The organism is Bacillus sp. CH30_1T, from assembly GCF_008364765.1.
Taxonomy (GTDB): Bacteria; Bacillota; Bacilli; order Bacillales; family Bacillaceae_B; genus Rossellomorea.
In genome coordinates this window covers 119,078-135,971 of sequence record NZ_VTUY01000002.1, presented here as the reverse complement: position 1 = coordinate 135,971, position 16,894 = coordinate 119,078, and the positions used below count along the sequence as shown (strand labels likewise).

The 16,894-nt window shown below is 38.9% G+C and carries 19 protein-coding genes; 7 read left to right on the top strand and 12 right to left on the bottom strand.

From position 1 onward, the window contains the following. The 8 genes from F0342_RS03790 to F0342_RS24675 all read right to left on the bottom strand — a co-directional run bounded on the left by F0342_RS03790 (position 1) and on the right by F0342_RS24675 (position 6,642). A complete protein-coding gene (locus F0342_RS03790) occupies positions 1-1,026 on the bottom strand; it encodes an ABC transporter permease subunit (RefSeq protein ID WP_149154708.1) in 1,026 nt (341 codons plus the stop codon). A 1-nt stretch (position 1,027) separates the two neighbouring features. After that, positions 1,028-1,945, bottom strand: a complete 918-nt coding sequence (locus F0342_RS03785; protein WP_149154707.1) for an ABC transporter ATP-binding protein — start codon at positions 1,943-1,945, stop codon at positions 1,028-1,030. Between the two features lie 11 nt (positions 1,946-1,956). Further along, a complete protein-coding gene (locus F0342_RS03780) occupies positions 1,957-2,610 on the bottom strand; it encodes an HlyD family secretion protein (protein WP_149154706.1) in 654 nt (217 codons plus the stop codon). 118 nt (positions 2,611-2,728) lie between these two features. Beyond that, positions 2,729-3,067: a hypothetical protein gene (locus F0342_RS03775; protein WP_223145698.1), complete on the bottom strand. Its 339-nt coding sequence runs from the start codon at positions 3,065-3,067 to the stop codon at positions 2,729-2,731. Between the two features lie 43 nt (positions 3,068-3,110). Then, on the bottom strand, positions 3,111-3,563 hold the full coding sequence (locus F0342_RS03770) for a hypothetical protein (protein ID WP_149154705.1): 453 nt from the start codon (positions 3,561-3,563) through the stop codon (positions 3,111-3,113). A 16-nt stretch (positions 3,564-3,579) separates the two neighbouring features. Further along, a complete protein-coding gene (locus F0342_RS03765; RefSeq protein ID WP_149154704.1) occupies positions 3,580-5,829 on the bottom strand; it encodes a peptidase domain-containing ABC transporter in 2,250 nt (749 codons plus the stop codon). Between the two features lie 14 nt (positions 5,830-5,843). Continuing rightward, positions 5,844-6,491, bottom strand: a complete 648-nt coding sequence (locus F0342_RS03760) for a YIP1 family protein (RefSeq protein WP_149154703.1) — start codon at positions 6,489-6,491, stop codon at positions 5,844-5,846. A gap of 1 nt (position 6,492) precedes the next feature. Then, positions 6,493-6,642, bottom strand: coding sequence for a hypothetical protein (locus F0342_RS24675; RefSeq protein ID WP_188048395.1), 150 nt, complete (start codon positions 6,640-6,642; stop codon positions 6,493-6,495). A 175-nt stretch (positions 6,643-6,817) separates the two neighbouring features. Here F0342_RS24675 and F0342_RS03755 point away from each other — a divergent pair, with 175 nt between their 5' ends. Beyond that, positions 6,818-7,720: a helix-turn-helix domain-containing protein gene (locus F0342_RS03755; RefSeq protein ID WP_149154702.1), complete on the top strand. Its 903-nt coding sequence runs from the start codon at positions 6,818-6,820 to the stop codon at positions 7,718-7,720. A gap of 398 nt (positions 7,721-8,118) precedes the next feature. On the opposite strand, the gene F0342_RS03750 is transcribed toward F0342_RS03755, so the two are convergent. After that, the gene (locus tag F0342_RS03750; RefSeq protein WP_149154701.1) at positions 8,119-9,051 is read right to left on the bottom strand and encodes a tetratricopeptide repeat protein; all 933 of its coding nucleotides are present in this window, start codon (positions 9,049-9,051) and stop codon (positions 8,119-8,121) included. A gap of 327 nt (positions 9,052-9,378) precedes the next feature. Between F0342_RS03750 and F0342_RS24670 the strand changes: the two genes are divergently transcribed. Further along, positions 9,379-9,519, top strand: coding sequence for a hypothetical protein (locus tag F0342_RS24670; protein WP_188048394.1), 141 nt, complete (start codon positions 9,379-9,381; stop codon positions 9,517-9,519). A 376-nt stretch (positions 9,520-9,895) separates the two neighbouring features. Here F0342_RS24670 and F0342_RS03745 read toward each other — a convergent pair whose 3' ends face one another. The 3 genes from F0342_RS03745 to F0342_RS03735 are packed head-to-tail and all read right to left on the bottom strand — an operon-like array spanning position 9,896 to position 12,059. Further along, positions 9,896-10,204: a hypothetical protein gene (locus tag F0342_RS03745; protein WP_149154700.1), complete on the bottom strand. Its 309-nt coding sequence runs from the start codon at positions 10,202-10,204 to the stop codon at positions 9,896-9,898. Between the two features lie 15 nt (positions 10,205-10,219). Continuing rightward, positions 10,220-11,131: an SAR2788 family putative toxin gene (locus tag F0342_RS03740; protein WP_149154699.1), complete on the bottom strand. Its 912-nt coding sequence runs from the start codon at positions 11,129-11,131 to the stop codon at positions 10,220-10,222. A 22-nt stretch (positions 11,132-11,153) separates the two neighbouring features. Further along, positions 11,154-12,059, bottom strand: a complete 906-nt coding sequence (locus tag F0342_RS03735) for a S8 family peptidase (RefSeq protein ID WP_262481629.1) — start codon at positions 12,057-12,059, stop codon at positions 11,154-11,156. Between the two features lie 582 nt (positions 12,060-12,641). Here F0342_RS03735 and F0342_RS03730 point away from each other — a divergent pair. From F0342_RS03730 to nhaC, 5 genes are all read left to right on the top strand, one after another. Then, positions 12,642-12,968, top strand: a complete 327-nt coding sequence (locus F0342_RS03730; RefSeq protein WP_149154698.1) for a TM2 domain-containing protein — start codon at positions 12,642-12,644, stop codon at positions 12,966-12,968. Positions 12,969-12,988: 20 nt separating this feature from the next. Next, the gene (locus F0342_RS03725; RefSeq protein WP_149154697.1) at positions 12,989-13,384 is read left to right on the top strand and encodes a TM2 domain-containing protein; all 396 of its coding nucleotides are present in this window, start codon (positions 12,989-12,991) and stop codon (positions 13,382-13,384) included. 208 nt (positions 13,385-13,592) lie between these two features. Beyond that, positions 13,593-13,931, top strand: a complete 339-nt coding sequence (locus F0342_RS03720) for a hypothetical protein (protein WP_223145697.1) — start codon at positions 13,593-13,595, stop codon at positions 13,929-13,931. Positions 13,932-14,123: 192 nt separating this feature from the next. Next, positions 14,124-14,930 (top strand): DUF6612 family protein, encoded by an 807-nt coding sequence (locus F0342_RS03715; protein ID WP_149154695.1) that lies wholly within the window; start codon positions 14,124-14,126, stop codon positions 14,928-14,930. A 538-nt stretch (positions 14,931-15,468) separates the two neighbouring features. Continuing rightward, positions 15,469-16,890 (top strand): Na+/H+ antiporter NhaC, encoded by a 1,422-nt coding sequence (gene nhaC, locus F0342_RS03710; protein WP_149154694.1) that lies wholly within the window; start codon positions 15,469-15,471, stop codon positions 16,888-16,890. The last annotated feature ends 4 nt before the right edge of the window (positions 16,891-16,894 follow it).

Below are 16,894 nucleotides of genomic sequence, written 5' to 3'. Positions count from 1 at the left end.
TTAGTTGTAAATTTCTTTCTTTTGGAAGAAGTAAAATGTAATGAGCAGCAAAGGAATACAGTAGAGCACATTGATCAGCAGGGATGATGTAAGAGTCATCCCTTCGATAAGCGGCCCTTGTGTGTGCTTGAAGGGCAGTAGAAATTGTTTAAAGTCCCAGTTTGCAAACCAAAGGTACCTTGTTAGATCGGTATATTGACTTAGGAACATAGTCATTGGTCCCGCCATGAAGTAAATGGCCAATGAAAGGGGTAAAGTAACTGATTTGCTTATGAAAATCACAGTCAGTGAAAAGGCGATAAGTGAAACCATCATTATAGAAAAAAGCTGAGTTACTATATTTTGGGCAAATAGCACATAAAAGTTTTCGTGCATGAAGTTGTGTATCCCCTTAGAGAATACATAGGACGATGAAGAATTGATATCACTCATCAGCAAACTGATGACCAGTGTAAAAAGGATTGCTGAAGCTGTATAGAATAAGATATACAGAATCATGGTAATCAGCTTGGATAGTAAGATCTTAAATCTCGAGACAGACCTGATTAACAACAGCTTGATGGTTCCTGATGAAAATTCATCTGCTATGAGAGATACAGCGACTACTGTAATCAGAACAGTGATCAATCCCGTCATCTGTGTAACTGAAAGTAAATTATCGTACAGATTATTGTTGCTGACAGGCATGATGTTTTGTTCAAGATAATAGTTTAATCGATTGATTTCTTCGGTGATTTCATTTTTTTCTGATTCTAGAATCATGACTTCCATCGATTCAGGATCGGATTGAAGCTTGGATTCATGCTTTTTATCTGCTTCTGAATACTTTTTATCCAAGGCAGTCAACTCACCCCGGACTTCTTCCTTCCAATTGTCCTTGTCATAAGAGCCAGTCGTATACTGGGAGGAAAAGAAAGTCGGCAGCAGAACCGTAATGATGGAGAAGAACAGGATAAAGAGTAAGCTAACATAATTTCTGATGCGGAAAAAATTTTTGTACCATTCATTTTTGACCAGTTTAAACATATTACATGCCCTCCGATGCTGACAAGGTACTGAAGTAATGTTCCTCTAATGTTTCTGTGATGGGAGCTGCCCAATAGATTCTTATGTTATGAGAGTTCAATTCTTGTATAATTTCAGGCATATTCTCTTCTGGGATTCTCAGTTCAATTGTATTCGGATCCACTTTTCTAAAGAGCAATTCCTTCGTACCAAGGATGTCAGCAGCAAGTTCGGTGTCACTGACTTTTATGAGAAACTTATGATTCTGAAGGGTGGAAGGAGCCTTAAGGTCTTTCAGTTCAATTAGTTTACCGTGTTCGATGATTCCGATCCGGTCACACATTAGTTCAATTTCACTTAGTAGATGGCTGGAGATCAAGATGGTCATGCCATGTTCGTCTGCTAAGTGTCTGACGTATTTCCTGAACTCCTTTATTCCATTTGGATCTAGTCCATTGGTAGGTTCATCGAGTATGAGGATTTCTGGTTTGTGCAACAAAGCTTGAGCAAGTCCCAGTCGTTGCCTCATACCCAGTGAATAGGTTTTGACTTTCTCTTTTAAATTTTTTTCTATATTTACGACTGAGGCGATTTCCATTATTCTTTCATGGGTGATGGGAGTGTTATTCATGTTTGCGTAATGCTTAAGGTTCGCGTACCCGCTCATGTAATTGTAGAGTTCTGGTTGTTCAATGATCGCTCCGATCTGGGCCATTGCCTGTTTCCGGTCTGTGTTTATGTCATGTCCGCAGATACGGATTGTTCCGCTTGTCGGTCTGATTAAATTAACGAGCATACGAATGACAGTGGTCTTTCCTGCACCATTGGGACCTAGGAATCCAAAGATTTCCCCTTTTCCTACATTGAAAGAAATATTCTTAATGATCTCTTTCGAGCGGATCATCTTGCTGACATTTTCAATTTCGATTGTGTATTTCATAGGTTTTCCTCCTACTGGGGTGTGGTCTCGAAAATAACGAGAGCTTCCATACCTTCCCGGACTTTTTGGTGATTGATTGACTCTTTCAGCTCTATCTTGACGGAATAAACATCCTCTCGATCTTCACTCGGAATATATTGAATACTCGTGATTTCTCCTTTGGTTTCAATGTGTATCTCTGAAAACCTGACACCTACCTCGGTCCCTTCATTTACATGTATCATGTCTTTTTTCTGGATGTTCGTTTGGATAAACATCTTCTTATTACTTGAGACCACACCGATTGGATCACCTGCAGAAAGAAACTTCCCTTTCATAATGGAGGGATCTTGAACAAAGAAGCCACCCTCAGGAGAGAGGATGTCTAAGCTTCCCGAATCAGTTTGGATAGCAGCAAGCTTCTGATTCTTCTCTACACGGTTCTCTAATGGTGAGAGGGAGGGGGTAATGAAGCCGGCTTCAGCAGCGACAATTTCTGTTTTATTCAGTGAATGCAACTCACCTGATGAGGTGAATACAGAAGAACTACTTGCATATATTGATAAAGATCCCAATAGTATGAGTGAAAAGATCACGGATCCCAGAAGGGTGAGGATGAGCATAAAGGGTTTATGATTGTACATGATTTGACTATCAGTGATCTCATTAATGTGATAAGATTTCATTTAATTTCATCCTTACTCAAGTTTGTTTCTCAAAGTGATAGGGAGGACAGGCGAAATGGGTGTTTTTTTATATATTATTTGATATAATAAGTTAAACTAAGTATGGTGAAAGACGTAATTAAATCATGGAATAGAATTTGTTTTCAAATCCAAGCATGAAGATACCACCTGCTACGCCGCCAACTCCCACAGCCGCGGCACGGATTTGCCATTTCCATTTCTGATACGTACTATTTCGCAGTCCTGCGTAATAGGCTCTTTCACCTGCTACTCTACCAGCTCCATATGTTGCACCGGATGCTGCAATGACAGCAGTGACGATACCGAGGATAGTGGCGATTGCGACACCACCATCAACATACTCCATTTCCTGATCAGTAACATCTACATAATGATTCGGTAATAATAACTCATTTTCTAAAATAGCTTCCATTTTTTTCGCTCCCTTTATACCCATTTCACCTACCCCTCCCTATCACTTTGAGAAGTATTCAACTCACTTACTTCATGGGCATAAATATATCAATCACGACCTTATCGCTTTCAGGCTCATTGGAGAGGAAAATACTATAACTCTCTTTCTTTAATGAAATATCATTTTCATATGCATAAAGATTCATTTTCTGATAGGCATAATCGATATCGTATTCTTTTCCTTGGAATCTGGTATATAAACAATTCTCAATTTTGAGAGAGTCACTGAATCCATAGGGGAATTTGACTTCTACCGGTTTACTCGCCTGCATCATGAAACTGACTTGATTTTCCCCATTCCTTAAGTAAGTATGATTGATCAAGGGACCTTTGGGAGCGGCTCCTTTAGATAGTAACTGTGCGTTCAATAATTTCACGATCTTCTCAGCTGACACCTTCTTTAGTTCTTCGACGTTCACTTTATGTAAGACAACATTGCTCAGCTTTAAAGTTTTATTTTCCTTTACATCCATAACCAAGATACCTCACTCCTTATCAGTATTGAAAAACATCGTCGTCTTCGTCGTAGTCGTTACATGTATCGGCCTCTGAAAGTTCCTTCACCTGGCTGCCAGAGTGAATCTCGCTATGTTGTGCGTTCCAAAGATGATAGTACTCCCCCTTGGTTTCCATTAACGATTGGTGGGTCCCTGTTTCAAGGACTTGCCCATCCTCGACTACAATGATCTTGTCACAATTTTTTATCAGACTTAATTTATGAGCGATGATCAGCATCGTTTTATTCGGGAAGTTGGTATATAGTTGTTCGAAAACTTCTTTTTCTCTCATGGAATCCATATTGCTTGTGGCTTCATCGAGTACAATGAGTTCAGGGTTCTTTAATAAACAGCGGGTAAGATTGATGATTTGCTTCTCCCCTCCGGAAAGCCCAACGCCTGATTCTTCAATATGGGTCTCATACCCGTCATCCAGCGTATGGATAAATCCTGAGCAGCCAATCTTGCCGAGAACTTCTTGAATATCTTTAATTTCGTGGTGTTCCTGCCCAAGGGTCAGGTTTTCAAAGACTGTCCCGGGAAGCAGCTGGACATCCTGTTGGCAATAGCCTATTCGTTTACGTAAAGAAGTTAATGTGTAGTCTTGGGTATTTACATCATCAATTAATATTCTTCCTTCATTTATGGAGTGAAGGCCAACTAGAAGCTTGGCTAGAGTGGACTTTCCAGATCCCGAAGTTCCTACTATAGCTGTGCGCTCCCCTTTATTGATGGAGATATTGATATCTTTCAACGTATTTTTCCCTGTACGGTAGCCGAAACTCAAGTCTTCGAATGTAACTGAATGCTGAATGGATTTAAATTCGATCTTTTTGTCATCTTCCAAGGGCTCTTCTTTAATATCAAGAATCTCTGACAGACGTTTCATGGAGATGTCCGCTTCCTGAATCTCCAACTGCATATTCACCAATCGGTTTATCGGATCCATGAAGAATGAGGATAGGACACTGAATGTAAGCAGAACACCAATGGACATGGTTTCATTCATCACCATCAATGCACCGTAAGAGATAAGAGCGAGGCTTCCGATCGTCATCAAAGTGGAAGAAATGCTGTCGTGAAGATTCGCTAAATGCTGCATTCTGAAATCAATCTTAAGAGACTTTATGAAATGTTTTTCGACTCGATCCATGATGGATTTCTCATGATTCGAAGATTTTACAAAGTTAATGGCATTCAAGCTTTCGACTATTGTAGAATTCAACCTTGAGTCCTGCTCCATTTTCTTTAAGTTATACTTCTTGAAAGGCTCCTTAAAGGAATAAACGATGATGATGTGAATGATGGTTATAACGGCGATGATCATAAACAGTTCTCGGGATATGTTAAACAGGATGATACCGGTCCCCAGAGCCAGGATCAAGTCCAGAAAGACGGTCAGTACTAAATTGGTCAGTACATTTTTAATGACAAAGCTGTCACCGAAACGGGTCAGGATATCACCTGTTTTCTTGGTGGAGAAGAAGCTTATAGGTAAATTGAAAATATGCTTGAAATAATTTAATACTAGAGAGATATCCATTTTCTGAGATACATGAATGGCCAACTGAGCCCTGATGAAACCAATCACTACCTGGACCAAGGAAACTCCCAGGAATAACAGGGTGAAGACCAGGAGCTGCGTCTCTAAGTTATTGGGAATGACCTGGTCAAAGATCACTTGATTGAAAAATGAACCGACAATCCCCGTCACTGTCAACGTAATGGATGCTAAAATGATCATCCCTAACAGCCATTTGTGAGGGGTTAACAGAGTGAGAAACCGCTGGAATACTTTCTTGTTTGCCACCTCATCATTTTTCTTCACAAAAACATTGTTGTTTGGGGTAAGGAGCACCATCAGTCCCGTAAAGTATTTAAAAAACGAATCAATGCTTTCTACACGCTTCCCTTGGCCGGGGTCTAATAATACTACTTTGTTTTTGTAGATTTCCCTGATGACAACAAAGTGGCTTTGACCATTTTCCAGAATGACTTGGGCTATGGAAGGAAGGGTGAATCTACTTTGAAATCCTTCTTTATCCACCCTTATAGGTTTACTGATAAAGCCTATTTCATTGGCGGTCTTTACGAGATCGCTCAGGATGGTTCCTTTACGCTGCGTTTGCATTTTATTTCTGAATTTGTAAAGCTCCATTTTTTTACCGTAATGGGAAGAAACCATGGCTAAACATGCAGGAGCACAATCATTGCTATCATGTTGGCGTACAAGTATATTTCTTTTCATAATTTCCCCTCATTTTATTTCGGTTCACTGAATAAATCGGTGATATAAGCGGTCCCCATACTTGTTAGTGAGTCCCATATCACAAGGCCGGCAACAATGAATAAGACTTTAAAGGTCTTTAGTTTGGTCAGTTGACGGAGACCGATGGTGAGAATGACCAAACTCCATATATTGAATATTTCCATTGGTGCAATGGCCCCTTGCAATATAGGGGATCCTCCCATATATGAGGACAGTGCTGTGATATTTTCCTTGGCAGTGAATAAAGGACTGGATTCCTTCAATAATTCTGCGAGAGAAACCGGTATGGAAACGAAGAATGCTAAAGACAGTAATTCTCGATACGAGCTGAAATGCCTGAACATCTTGACGGTTAGGTACAAGTATAAAGCAAGTATAGATTGGGAGATGAAGAAGAGGGCGATTACGGCGACTGCTCCTATTATAAATGCCTGCACTCTTTCTGCACTATTCAGATTTTCCTCGGTAAAGGATAACTTGCTGGTATCCGTCAGCAATACACCTATTGCAAGAGCAGCCAGAAGAATGATCAATGATAGTGTAGCAGGTCTCCATAATGTCGGTTTATCAGCGATTTTCCCTGATTCGGATTTGGGCTTGAAGATCAAGGACGGTCCGGGTATCTTGTGGCGAAGTTCCATTTTATTTATCCACTTTTACACTGAATTCGTGTGGCAAATCATTCTCAATATCAACGGGAATGATATCCTTTAATCGGTCGGCAATGTTGGCATTATCCGCTCCCCCGCCGATGCTTAATCCAATAGTCAATAACAAAGCTGAAGCTGTCATGGTTATTCCTCCTAGAATTTGTTTTATGTAGTATTCTGTACTGCAACCCAACTATACAATTAAATTTTTTGAAAATAAACAAAATATAAGTAGATTCATATTTACAGATGACAATTTAAGGTATATAAGTCATACTTTACCTAGATGATATTTTGACTAGAAAGATGGGGGTAATATGGGTATAGTGGATTTGGGTAAGGAAATCATCCGTCTAAGAAAGCAAAATTCCATGACTCAGAAGGACTTGGCGCAAGATGTGTGTACACAGTCAGCTTTAAGTTTGATCGAGAGAGGGCAGACCAAACCTACTCTTGAAACAATCTTTTTTATCTCTTTGAAGTTAAATAAACCAATCAGTTATTTCTTGCAGTATTTATTGGATGATAATGTAGAATACATAAACAGAACCGTTTCTTTTATTGAAAACTTATCTATTAAGCAGCGATTCAATGATGTTCACCAATTGACACAAAAAGAACTACGGACAATGGAAACAAACAACCGTACTTGGTTCGAGCAATATTTAAGATGGATGAATGTCGTCAGTTCTTACCGTCTAAAGAGAGAGAATTACCAGATGACTGTGTCGCTCTTAAAGGATTTACTTAAAGAAGAATATTTTTTGATCAATCAAAAGGGTTTTCTTCATTTCAAAATCCTAAACTCTTTAGCCCTTATCCATGGAGAGAACGATAACCTTACAGCGTCACTCATGTACTATAACAAAGCCTTGAAGAGTCAATTTAAAGAGGTTACCCCTTCCTTGCTCCGTCAGCCGGAAATCTACAGGCTGCGAATCTTATATAACAAGGCAAAGACCCTGTATGACTTGAAGAAATATCAGGAGGCATTGGAAACGGTCGTTCAGGGAATAAAAGAGTCCAAAGAAAATGAGAATATCTCGATGCTTGGGAATTTTTATTATTACCAGGGGCAATGTTATGAAAAGATGAATGGAGACTGTTCGAGCATAAAAGAAGCTTATAGAAACGCGGAGTTCATCTATGGATTTCTTGGCAATGACAATTATTTAAATATAGTTCGCGAATTGAAGAAGGGGTATTTGGACAAGGAGTAACATGGGACGGTTCTCTTGCTTCTTTTTCCAAAAGGTGAATATGGATGCAACAGAACTTCTCCTCTGCTTCCGCCACCACTTAAAAGGAGACCAGTGAAAAGATTCTTTCACAGGTGTCCTTTTTTCTTTCCCTGCCTATTTAAAATATGAATGAACGGGAAGGGCGGATGAAAGGATGAAATCAGGATGTCAGATAGTGGATCAAATCGGGAAATTAGAGATTGTGGGGAATATTGTTCCTCTTTTATGGTATAAGAACATTACCCTTACAAGCGTGAAGGATGCGAGGACGTAAGAAATTCAAGCGAATCAGAAGAAGTTCAGGAGAGTGTGGACGAGGAGTTGGTATGGGTCACGGGGACAGGTACACTGTCACACATTATAAAGAGACGGTGGAATTAACGTTCCACCGTATTTACTTGATGAGACAAAGGACCTGTCCCATGTCCCGATAGTTGCGAAATCTCCTCAATCTTCGGTGCAAGAAATGCCACATAAGGCTCATCATTTCGGAGCTCAAACATTTGCAAAGCACGTTTGAAGTAAGGAAGGGCTTCTTCGTATTGATTCTTTAGCTCATAATTGTAGCCAATTTGATAGTGAAGCTCACCAAGTCCCCAAAGCAGTTCCTCATCAAAGCACCATCTGATAGCTTTATGACAGTATTCCGATGATTCTTCCAGTTCTCCTAGGCGTGTCAGGACTCTGGCGATATTATAAAATAATTTGGTTTTAATACTTTTATCTTGTAGTTGTCCGGTTGTATTCATGGCCGTTTCGACTCTCTTAAAATAATGCAGGGATTCGTCATATTGATGTTTATTGTAATGAATGGCGCCGTTGCTGGCCAGGATCTCCATTTCCCTCTCAGACATCGCCTTTTTCTGATGAGCGGTGAGGTGAAATGCTTTATGTAAGAGGGAAAAGGCCGTTTCGGCATCCTGTTTCACTTCGAATTGATAAATCCCTTTGTGCCAGCAAAGAAGTTGAAGGAGTTCATTGTCCTTATAGAATAGTGGATTCTTTTCCTCGTTCTTGACCAGTTCCATCATTTCCTCGTATTTCCGATAAACCCTTAAGTACCTCAATTGCTTTTCCACTTCTATTATGTAATCGAGCCGTGGAGTTGTCCCGATTTCAAAGAAATAGTTTACGTCGACGCCAAGCTTTACCGAGATTTGGTATAAAGCCGTGGCGCTGGGATAGATATCCCCATTTTCAATTCGGCTGATCAGCGCCTGAGTACAGATCTCTTCTGCCAACTCCCCTTGGGTAATCCCGACAGCCTTTCTCAATTCTCTTATCTTCTTTCCGATGACTGAGTAATCCATATGTCCACCTCCAGGAAGTTCCGTATATCTATATTTTAACAGAAAGATGTATAGGAGGTTCAAAAGCGAGAATGTCAAAACCGTGAACTACCACCATACCGTGACCAGGAACCTCTACCAAATCCCCATAACTGTCAGGCATCGTGTCTAAACCCCGATCACTGGAAAGGGATACTTTGTTGAGGAGAAGGATGAGAATTGATACTTGATATTTCCCTTTTATTGAATTTTTTCATCATTTCTTCTAGATAGGTTTCATCAATATATGGAATAAAGGATTTATGCAGTACTCCTCCTGTGTCCTAAGGGGTGAAGAAGGAGATGAAAATGGAACATACCGCATATGTGAAGAACGATGTGGTGGTTCATAAGGTGTTTCGAAAGCCACAAGCAGATTTCTGCATCTCCTTGAACGATAGAATGCACAAGAAACGTTTAAAGAGATGGCAGGTTAAAGAAAGTAGATAGAAGTGTCAGGCTGAATCACAAGCTTCAGTATCTTTGTAAACGGGTAAGAAGTCAGCTAATAATACTCACAATAAAGAGGCTGTCTGCCCCGGCCTCTCATGCCTTACTTCAACTTAATCTGAACCGAATTACTGTCCTGCGTATGAATCGTTTTGGGAGTCCTCTTTTGCAAAGCGGTCCTTTATTGCTAAAAGGGGTGTTAAAACACGTACTAATTCGCATGTTAAAATACTCAATGTAGCTTACAAGCGAATACAATTCAAAAAGGAGGTGCAAATTAGTATGCTAATTACACCTCCAAAAGCTATGTTACTTTATGTTTTCTCCCATCCGAAGGGGGGTATCATAATCTTCTTATCCATAAATGAATTTCTTTTTATAGAAATACGTTTATATTTTTAAGTTGTTCAACAAGATGTTCTTTCGTTACTTTACCATCTGAAAGAAACTCTTGTGGATAACATTCAGGGTCAAATATCTCAGCTCCGTTTTTTATCCATTTCTCTCTATAAATAGTGTGAGCTTCTTCTCTTTGCATAAAAACTCCTTCATTAACTTCTACGTCATCGTCGTCCCCAAATTGGAATCGACAACAAGGGCAAATTTCAAATGAAGGATCATTATATTCATCATATGCAGGTTCGTCTAACTTATCAAAACCGCATACAGGACAAGTATAGTTCATTAAATCACCTCATTGTTATTGTCTTTTAAAATAATCATAACCTTTTGATTTACTAGGGTGTTTAGGCTTGAAGAGAGTTTTAATTACATCATTCTTGTCAAGAACAAGTAACTCGTTAGTATCTTTATTGTATTTTAATATATCTCCATTTGCACGTTTTTTGGTAAGAATATGTTTCCCTGTAGTTCCTGCTAAAGCTTGAGCTCTAGTTAAGTACTTTGATTGAGTGTATCCAGGGAACTCGTTTTTGTGATCTCTCCAATGACTATCAAACTTAGATTTAGAAGCAAATTGTACCTTCTTTAAAGATTGTGCTGTAGCTTTTTTTCCATATTTACTAGTAGCTTTTGTCACTGCACTTTTTCCATATTTTTTGATTGCATATGTAATGCCATAACGAGCTACAGAAATAGCAATAACTACTAGAGGATACCATGAAGCGGATACTTCTGCCGTGTTGACTTCATAGATTTCCCCAGTTTCTGTATCCGTTAAAACTGCAGTGAAATCCTCTCCGTCGACTTCAGTAACAGTTATATCAAATGATTTAGAAATTACTTCACCATCTTCATTTTCAAGCTCAGTGTCAACTGTCATTTCACTTGTTTCAAGATCAAGCTCTAAAGAACTATCAATACTAACATCTTCAGATTCAATTTTAGTTTCAATAACAGCTGAATCATCAACTACCTCACTTTGAATCTCAATATTATCTTCAATGTCTTCTCCAATCATATTATTTGTTTGCTCTTCCACACTTTCAATATCAACTGTTGTTAGATCTTCTTCTGGGATATAAGTCAATGTAGGAATAGATTTTTCACGTTCACTATATAGTTCTTCTACACTAGTTGCATCTGCATATGTAGGAACTAAGTAAGCAAACATATATACCGAAACTATAATACTAAAAAGTAATTTTTTCACTTTCATTTCCCCTCGTTCTTTTTCAGTTGTTATTGGGTAACTGGATTAACCCATTACCATATGTCGTATCTTTGCCTTTTTCACCTAAGTCGATAGATGTTTTATTTAATTTTTCTTTTATGTCAGTCAAACTTAGGGGTTTTTCAGATTGTTCTAGAATATTGGCTATAATTCCTGTGGCAATTGCTGTAGAAAACGAAGTACCATTAACATAGCGAACTTTATCTTCACCATTTGTCAGGATAGGAATTTTTACACCAGGTGCTACATAATCCACTTTACCTTTACCGGCAAATGGATCAACCTTCAAATTTTCACTGATTGACGAAATTGAAATGACTTCCTCGTACTTAGCAGGATAATCTGTATATAATCCCAGGTTATTTCCAGCCGCAGCGACAATGATGATCCCATGAGTAGTTGCCTTAAGGATAGCTTCTCTTAGAGCCTGATTGTCTTTTTGAAATCCAAAGCTGAGATTGATAATGTCCACATTATTATTGATGCTCCATTCAATCCCATCGACAACATCCTCGATTTCACCACCCCCTTTATCGTTCAGAACTTTCACATCATATAGATAGACTGATTGACTAATTCCTTGAATAATATATTCATTTGGTTTTGCTGAAATCATCCCTGCGATAGCTGTTCCATGACCATAAGAATCTAGTATTTTTTGACCGGGATTAATTGCGTTATATGATTTCCTTATTAAACCTGTTAATTCAGGGTGGTCTCCGTTAATACCACTGTCTACAATAGCTATTTTTATCTTTTTCTCAAAGCTATACTGGTAAGACTTATCTGAAAAAACTGAGCATAGTGCCCAATTTGTCTTACATTCAATATCCGTTAAATCTAAATGTGTATTTTTATCAGTACATCCCATCAATAAAACTAGTACTATCATTAAAAGCTTTCTCATTAACTATCCTTTCTAACCGAATAGGTGTATATTCATAGTATTAATATATTACAAAAATATAAAATATTACCATAAAGAATTATAATTGAATAAATATAATTTGCAACTAAATTATTAAAAGGTGTATGTGAATTTACAGTGGAAAGGGATCAAGGAAAGTATCAAATATTAGATAACAACAAAATTCAGTCATCATAAATTAATTATATTTAAGTAGTATATGGAGGGAAAAATGAATAAAAAATATTTCTGGGCTTGGATAGTTATAATTGCTGTACTGTCATTTTTTACAGGTGAAATGGTCACATTTATGATGCTTTTTTTAATTTTACTTACTCTGAATGAAATAAACTCAGTTTTACAGAACTTTTATGAAGATTGGAAGAAAAGGAATATGTTTTAAAGAGCTACTTAAACCTCAAGCATCATCTATAACTTCTTTATTGTTCTTATAAAAACTACTATTTTTACATAAATATAGTAAAAATATCACAATTATACCATTATTGGTGGTATAATTTTGAAGTGCTATAAGTCTTTATAACTACTATAAAGAATTTTAGAAAGTATGGGGGAATCGATATGTCACTTATTCAAAAGCAAGGTCTCACATCAGAAGAATTACAATTACTCAATTCTGAAATGAGTAAAAAGCAGAAGTCTGCGGGTACCACTTGGTTACTTTGGTTTTTTACAACTAGCTTTGGAGGTCATCGCTTTTATTTAGGTAAAACGGGCACAGCCGTTGCGATGCTTTTAACGTTTGGTGGTTTAGGTATCTGGAGTTTCATTGATCTATTTTTACTGAATGGAATGATCAAGGATACAAACGAAAGAATTGAAAATGATATTCTTTCTGAAATGCGTCTCTTAAACAATGCTAAAAACAATTCAAGGATAGCAAACTAATATAAATGTGGTGAATTTGAATGGATTCTGTCTCAAAATTTGATCTCACAATAGAAGAATTAGCCATCCTTGAATCAGAAATGTTAAAAAAGAGGAAAAATAAAGAAGCTGCTTGGGGATTATGGGCCGGATTAAGTTTCTTTGGTGCCCACCGTTTTTATACTGAGAATTATCGGTATGCTTCCATCATGCTCCTTACGAGTATGGTTCCTATTATTGCTATTATAATTATCCTATCGACCGTAGAATTCTATTACGGCTTCATTCAATTTCTATTAGGGTTATTCATCTTTCTTTTATGTGGTTCTGTCGTATGGTCATGGATCGATGCGTTCTTCTTAAATAGAAGAATATCCGATTATAATGAATCTTGTGAGAATCAAGCTCTTCAAAACATCATAAGTCGCAGGAAATAAAAAGCTTATGGACACGTTAAAATGTCCATAAGCTTTTATTCGTTCAGAGAAATTTATTAGTGATTACTAAAAGTATAATCAGGGTTGGTTCATTTATATCATCTATATATCCAGTATAAAAGTTCCTTTTAAATAATAAGATGAATAGAGAGGAATATTATATCCAGGGGTGATAGAGGTGAAAAGAATCTTTACTAAAGTAGTTGGTATGACACTCATATTAACCTTTATAGTTGGTGGTGCAGCAGGTGCTCTTGTATATCATGTGAATGATGCAGCAGATGCAGTCAAACAAGAGTACGGAAGTGAAATTGAATCATACTTTTCAGAACGTGATGAAAAAATTAAGAATGATGTTCAACACCTCACACAAAATGAAATACAGCGATTAAGGGATGAAACGAACCAATATTTAAAAGATAAATTAAATCAAGATTATCAGAAAGAATTAAACAAAAAGTCGCATGAAATTACACAAGTGACTAACCAAAAGATTGAAGAGATTAAGCAGTACATCGATCTTCAAATCCAAGGGGAAAAGGATTAGTTTATTCATTGTCGCAATGATTGTTTTTTACAATGAGAAGCGCTGGAACTGTTCTTGCGCTCCTCCTTTCATAATAAGGGAAAAATAGAGTGATTACAGGCGATTGATTTTACCACATATCGATTCTAATTGATTACTAATCTATAACAAAGTACCCTTAAACTATGCCAAAAGTTATATAGAGGGGGAATCATGAAGAAGTTATTAGTATTATTTGGATGTATCGCTCTAGCTTTCACATTGACAGCATGTTCAGACGACAAACCTGATACGCAGGAAGAGGTATTGGAAGCGTCGATTCAAACTGCGGAAAACATCAATAGCTATCGCTCCAATATAAAAATAAATCAAGAAGCTGTTTATTCATCACCTTTTAAGCAAACGGCTGAAATCACGATGGATTATGTGAAGGAACCACAAGGAATGGTCCTCAATGCTAAGACAGGGATAGATAATGTAAAAGTAGAGGGAGAGCTTTATTTTGTAGATGGCGATGTGTACCAAAGGGATACTGTTATTGACTATTGGGTCGAAGGGAAGGAAACAGGGTTTCACCCCTCATTGGATGATGCTATAAAGCAACTGAGCCTAACAAAGAGACTGGAGTGGCTTCAAACCCATGCAGATGATTTGGAAATGGAAGTAAAGGAAGGAAAGTACATACTGACACTAACAGGATCAGGCGATACCTACCAAGAGTTGTCGAAACAGATCTGGGATATGTCCATGCCGGCATTTTATAAATCTAATTTCGGGAAAAATCTGAAGAACAAAAAGTTCTCCTATACCGTTCACATCGCACAAGAGGACTTTCTCCTATTGGAGTCCTTCACTGAAGCCGATCTTGAATTGACGGTGGATGACGATGAAAAGCAATTGAAAACACTGGTAACCATCGAAGAGGAAATTTCGAAGGTTGATGAGATAGATCCGATTGTGGTTCCTGATAAGGTTTCAGGTAGTGCTGTGGACAATCAGACAGGTGAAAAAGCGAATTGATCTTTGGAAGCGAGAGATAGGATCTCTTGCTTTTTTTATTTTTACACATAGGTCTTATTAAATTGACCTTTCCTCTCAACAAAGTATCTCCCATAGGTGTTTGCTAAGTCTTGATTCCCCAGGTTTGATTGGCATTTTAGTGCTCATTGAAACTAGCAACCTCTTTTTCTAAACAAACGTTTGATTAAATGCTCTAAGTGTGGTGATCATTATTCTTAGACCAATTAAACACATGTTTAAATAAGTAGTGAGTACATTTTAAAAAGAAAAATGGACAATTTAAGTCCAACAAGAATTTTCCAACGTCTAACAAATAGACATAAGGTAGAGGTGTGGACAAAATGGGGCGGCAGTCGATGGTAGAATCAAACCTGAAATCAGTAGGCTCCCCCGAAACCGTTCTAATTGCTTCCCGTTTAAACCCTACCAATATCCGATTGACGACTTCCCACTCTCCCATTATAGTACTTATATAACGTCTATTTAGCGACAATTTAAAATTGTCTAAAAACAAAGGGGATTACAAGGGGGAATTTGGATGAAGAAAAAGGAAATGTCTTTTGGGTTGGCAATTATTCCGCTGCTCGTCATGATTACGGTCATGGCCATCACGATCGTGGTGTTGGAGCAGGGGCCGCACATTCCGCTCATCATTGGGACGACCACGGCAGCGCTTGTTGCCTGGTTTGCCGGGTTCAAGTGGAAAGAGATTGAGGAGGCGATGTATAAGGGGATTCGCCTAGCTCTTCCGGCTGTTGTCATCATCATGCTGGTCGGATTGACGATTGGTGCCTGGATTGGAGGGGGCGTTGTGGCGACAATGATATATTACGGGTTGAAAATGATCACGCCGTCCCTTTTTCTGCTGTCCATTGCGGTGATCTGTGCGATTGTCTCCCTTGCCATCGGGAGCTCGTGGTCGACGATGGGGACGATCGGGGTGGCCGGCATGGGAATCGGGATGAGTATGGGGATTCCCGCTCCGATGATAGCCGGTGCCATTATCTCAGGGGCTTACTTTGGTGATAAAATGTCGCCGTTGTCGGATACGACGAATCTTGCTTCGGGACTGACCAACACCAATTTGTTTGTACATATCCGCCATATGCTATATACGACCATTCCTGGATTTGTCATCGCGCTTCTAGTATATGCCTATCTCGGTAGGAATTTTGGAAAGAACGGGGTCGATACGGCAGAAATCGAGAATACGATCGGCGTTCTGCAGGACAGTTTTGTCGTGTCACCTTTCCTTTTGATTGTGCCACTTCTTGTCATTGTGCTCGTAGCGCGAAAGGTTCCGGCCATCCCGGCCCTGATAGTGGGGATCGTCCTGGGGGTCGGAGCACAGGTGTTTATTCAGGGTGATTCGTTTGCAGATGCTGTATCAGCCCTGCAAAGTGGATATGTGATTGAAACGGGGAATACGATGGTCGATGATTTATTTTCCCGGGGCGGTCTTGATTCGATGATGTACACAGTATCCATGACGATCGTTGCCATGACCTTCGGGGGGATCCTCGAGCATACGGGTATGCTGTCGGCGATAGTCAATCAGATCCTGAAGGTGACCAAAACAGCGAAGGGTCTTGTGGCGTCCACTGTCGTTTCGTGCTTTGCCACCAATGCTTCCTGTTCAGAACAGTATATTTCGGTTGTCGTTCCTTCCCGGATGTATGCCAATGCTTATAAAGAAAAAGGACTGCATTCAAAGAATCTGTCCCGAGCCCTGGAAGATGGTGGGACTCTGACGTCGGTTTTCATCCCATGGAATACGTGCGGGGTGTTCATATTAGGGACTCTCGGTGTTCATGCATTTGAGTACGCCCCTTATGCGGTACTGAATTTCGTTGTGCCGGTCATTTCCATCATCTATGCATTCACCGGTTTCACCATTGAAAAGCTGAGTGAGACGGAAATGAAGGCAGCGGAACAGGAGGATGCGACGATTTCCTCCTGATGTG

Excerpts from the sequence above, each read along its gene's own strand:
- F0342_RS03790 (WP_149154708.1), bottom strand. The coding sequence starts at position 1,026 with ATGTTTAAACTGGTCAAAAATGAATGGTACAAAAATTTTTTCCGCATC.
- nhaC (WP_149154694.1), top strand. The coding sequence starts at position 15,469 with ATGAAGAAAAAGGAAATGTCTTTTGGGTTGGCAATTATTCCGCTGCTC.
- F0342_RS03715 (WP_149154695.1), top strand. The coding sequence starts at position 14,124 with ATGAAGAAGTTATTAGTATTATTTGGATGTATCGCTCTAGCTTTCACA.
- F0342_RS03780 (WP_149154706.1), bottom strand. The coding sequence starts at position 2,610 with ATGAAATCTTATCACATTAATGAGATCACTGATAGTCAAATCATGTAC.
- F0342_RS03725 (WP_149154697.1), top strand. The coding sequence starts at position 12,989 with ATGGATTCTGTCTCAAAATTTGATCTCACAATAGAAGAATTAGCCATC.
- F0342_RS03760 (WP_149154703.1), bottom strand. The coding sequence starts at position 6,491 with ATGGAACTTCGCCACAAGATACCCGGACCGTCCTTGATCTTCAAGCCC.
- F0342_RS03775 (WP_223145698.1), bottom strand. The coding sequence starts at position 3,067 with ATGGGTATAAAGGGAGCGAAAAAAATGGAAGCTATTTTAGAAAATGAG.
- F0342_RS03745 (WP_149154700.1), bottom strand. The coding sequence starts at position 10,204 with ATGAACTATACTTGTCCTGTATGCGGTTTTGATAAGTTAGACGAACCT.
- F0342_RS03735 (WP_262481629.1), bottom strand. The coding sequence starts at position 12,059 with ATGAGAAAGCTTTTAATGATAGTACTAGTTTTATTGATGGGATGTACT.
- F0342_RS03730 (WP_149154698.1), top strand. The coding sequence starts at position 12,642 with ATGTCACTTATTCAAAAGCAAGGTCTCACATCAGAAGAATTACAATTA.
- F0342_RS03750 (WP_149154701.1), bottom strand. The coding sequence starts at position 9,051 with ATGGATTACTCAGTCATCGGAAAGAAGATAAGAGAATTGAGAAAGGCT.
- F0342_RS24670 (WP_188048394.1), top strand. The coding sequence starts at position 9,379 with ATGGAACATACCGCATATGTGAAGAACGATGTGGTGGTTCATAAGGTG.
- F0342_RS03755 (WP_149154702.1), top strand. The coding sequence starts at position 6,818 with ATGGGTATAGTGGATTTGGGTAAGGAAATCATCCGTCTAAGAAAGCAA.
- F0342_RS03785 (WP_149154707.1), bottom strand. The coding sequence starts at position 1,945 with ATGAAATACACAATCGAAATTGAAAATGTCAGCAAGATGATCCGCTCG.
- F0342_RS03765 (WP_149154704.1), bottom strand. The coding sequence starts at position 5,829 with ATGAAAAGAAATATACTTGTACGCCAACATGATAGCAATGATTGTGCT.
- F0342_RS03720 (WP_223145697.1), top strand. The coding sequence starts at position 13,593 with ATGACACTCATATTAACCTTTATAGTTGGTGGTGCAGCAGGTGCTCTT.
- F0342_RS24675 (WP_188048395.1), bottom strand. The coding sequence starts at position 6,642 with ATGACAGCTTCAGCTTTGTTATTGACTATTGGATTAAGCATCGGCGGG.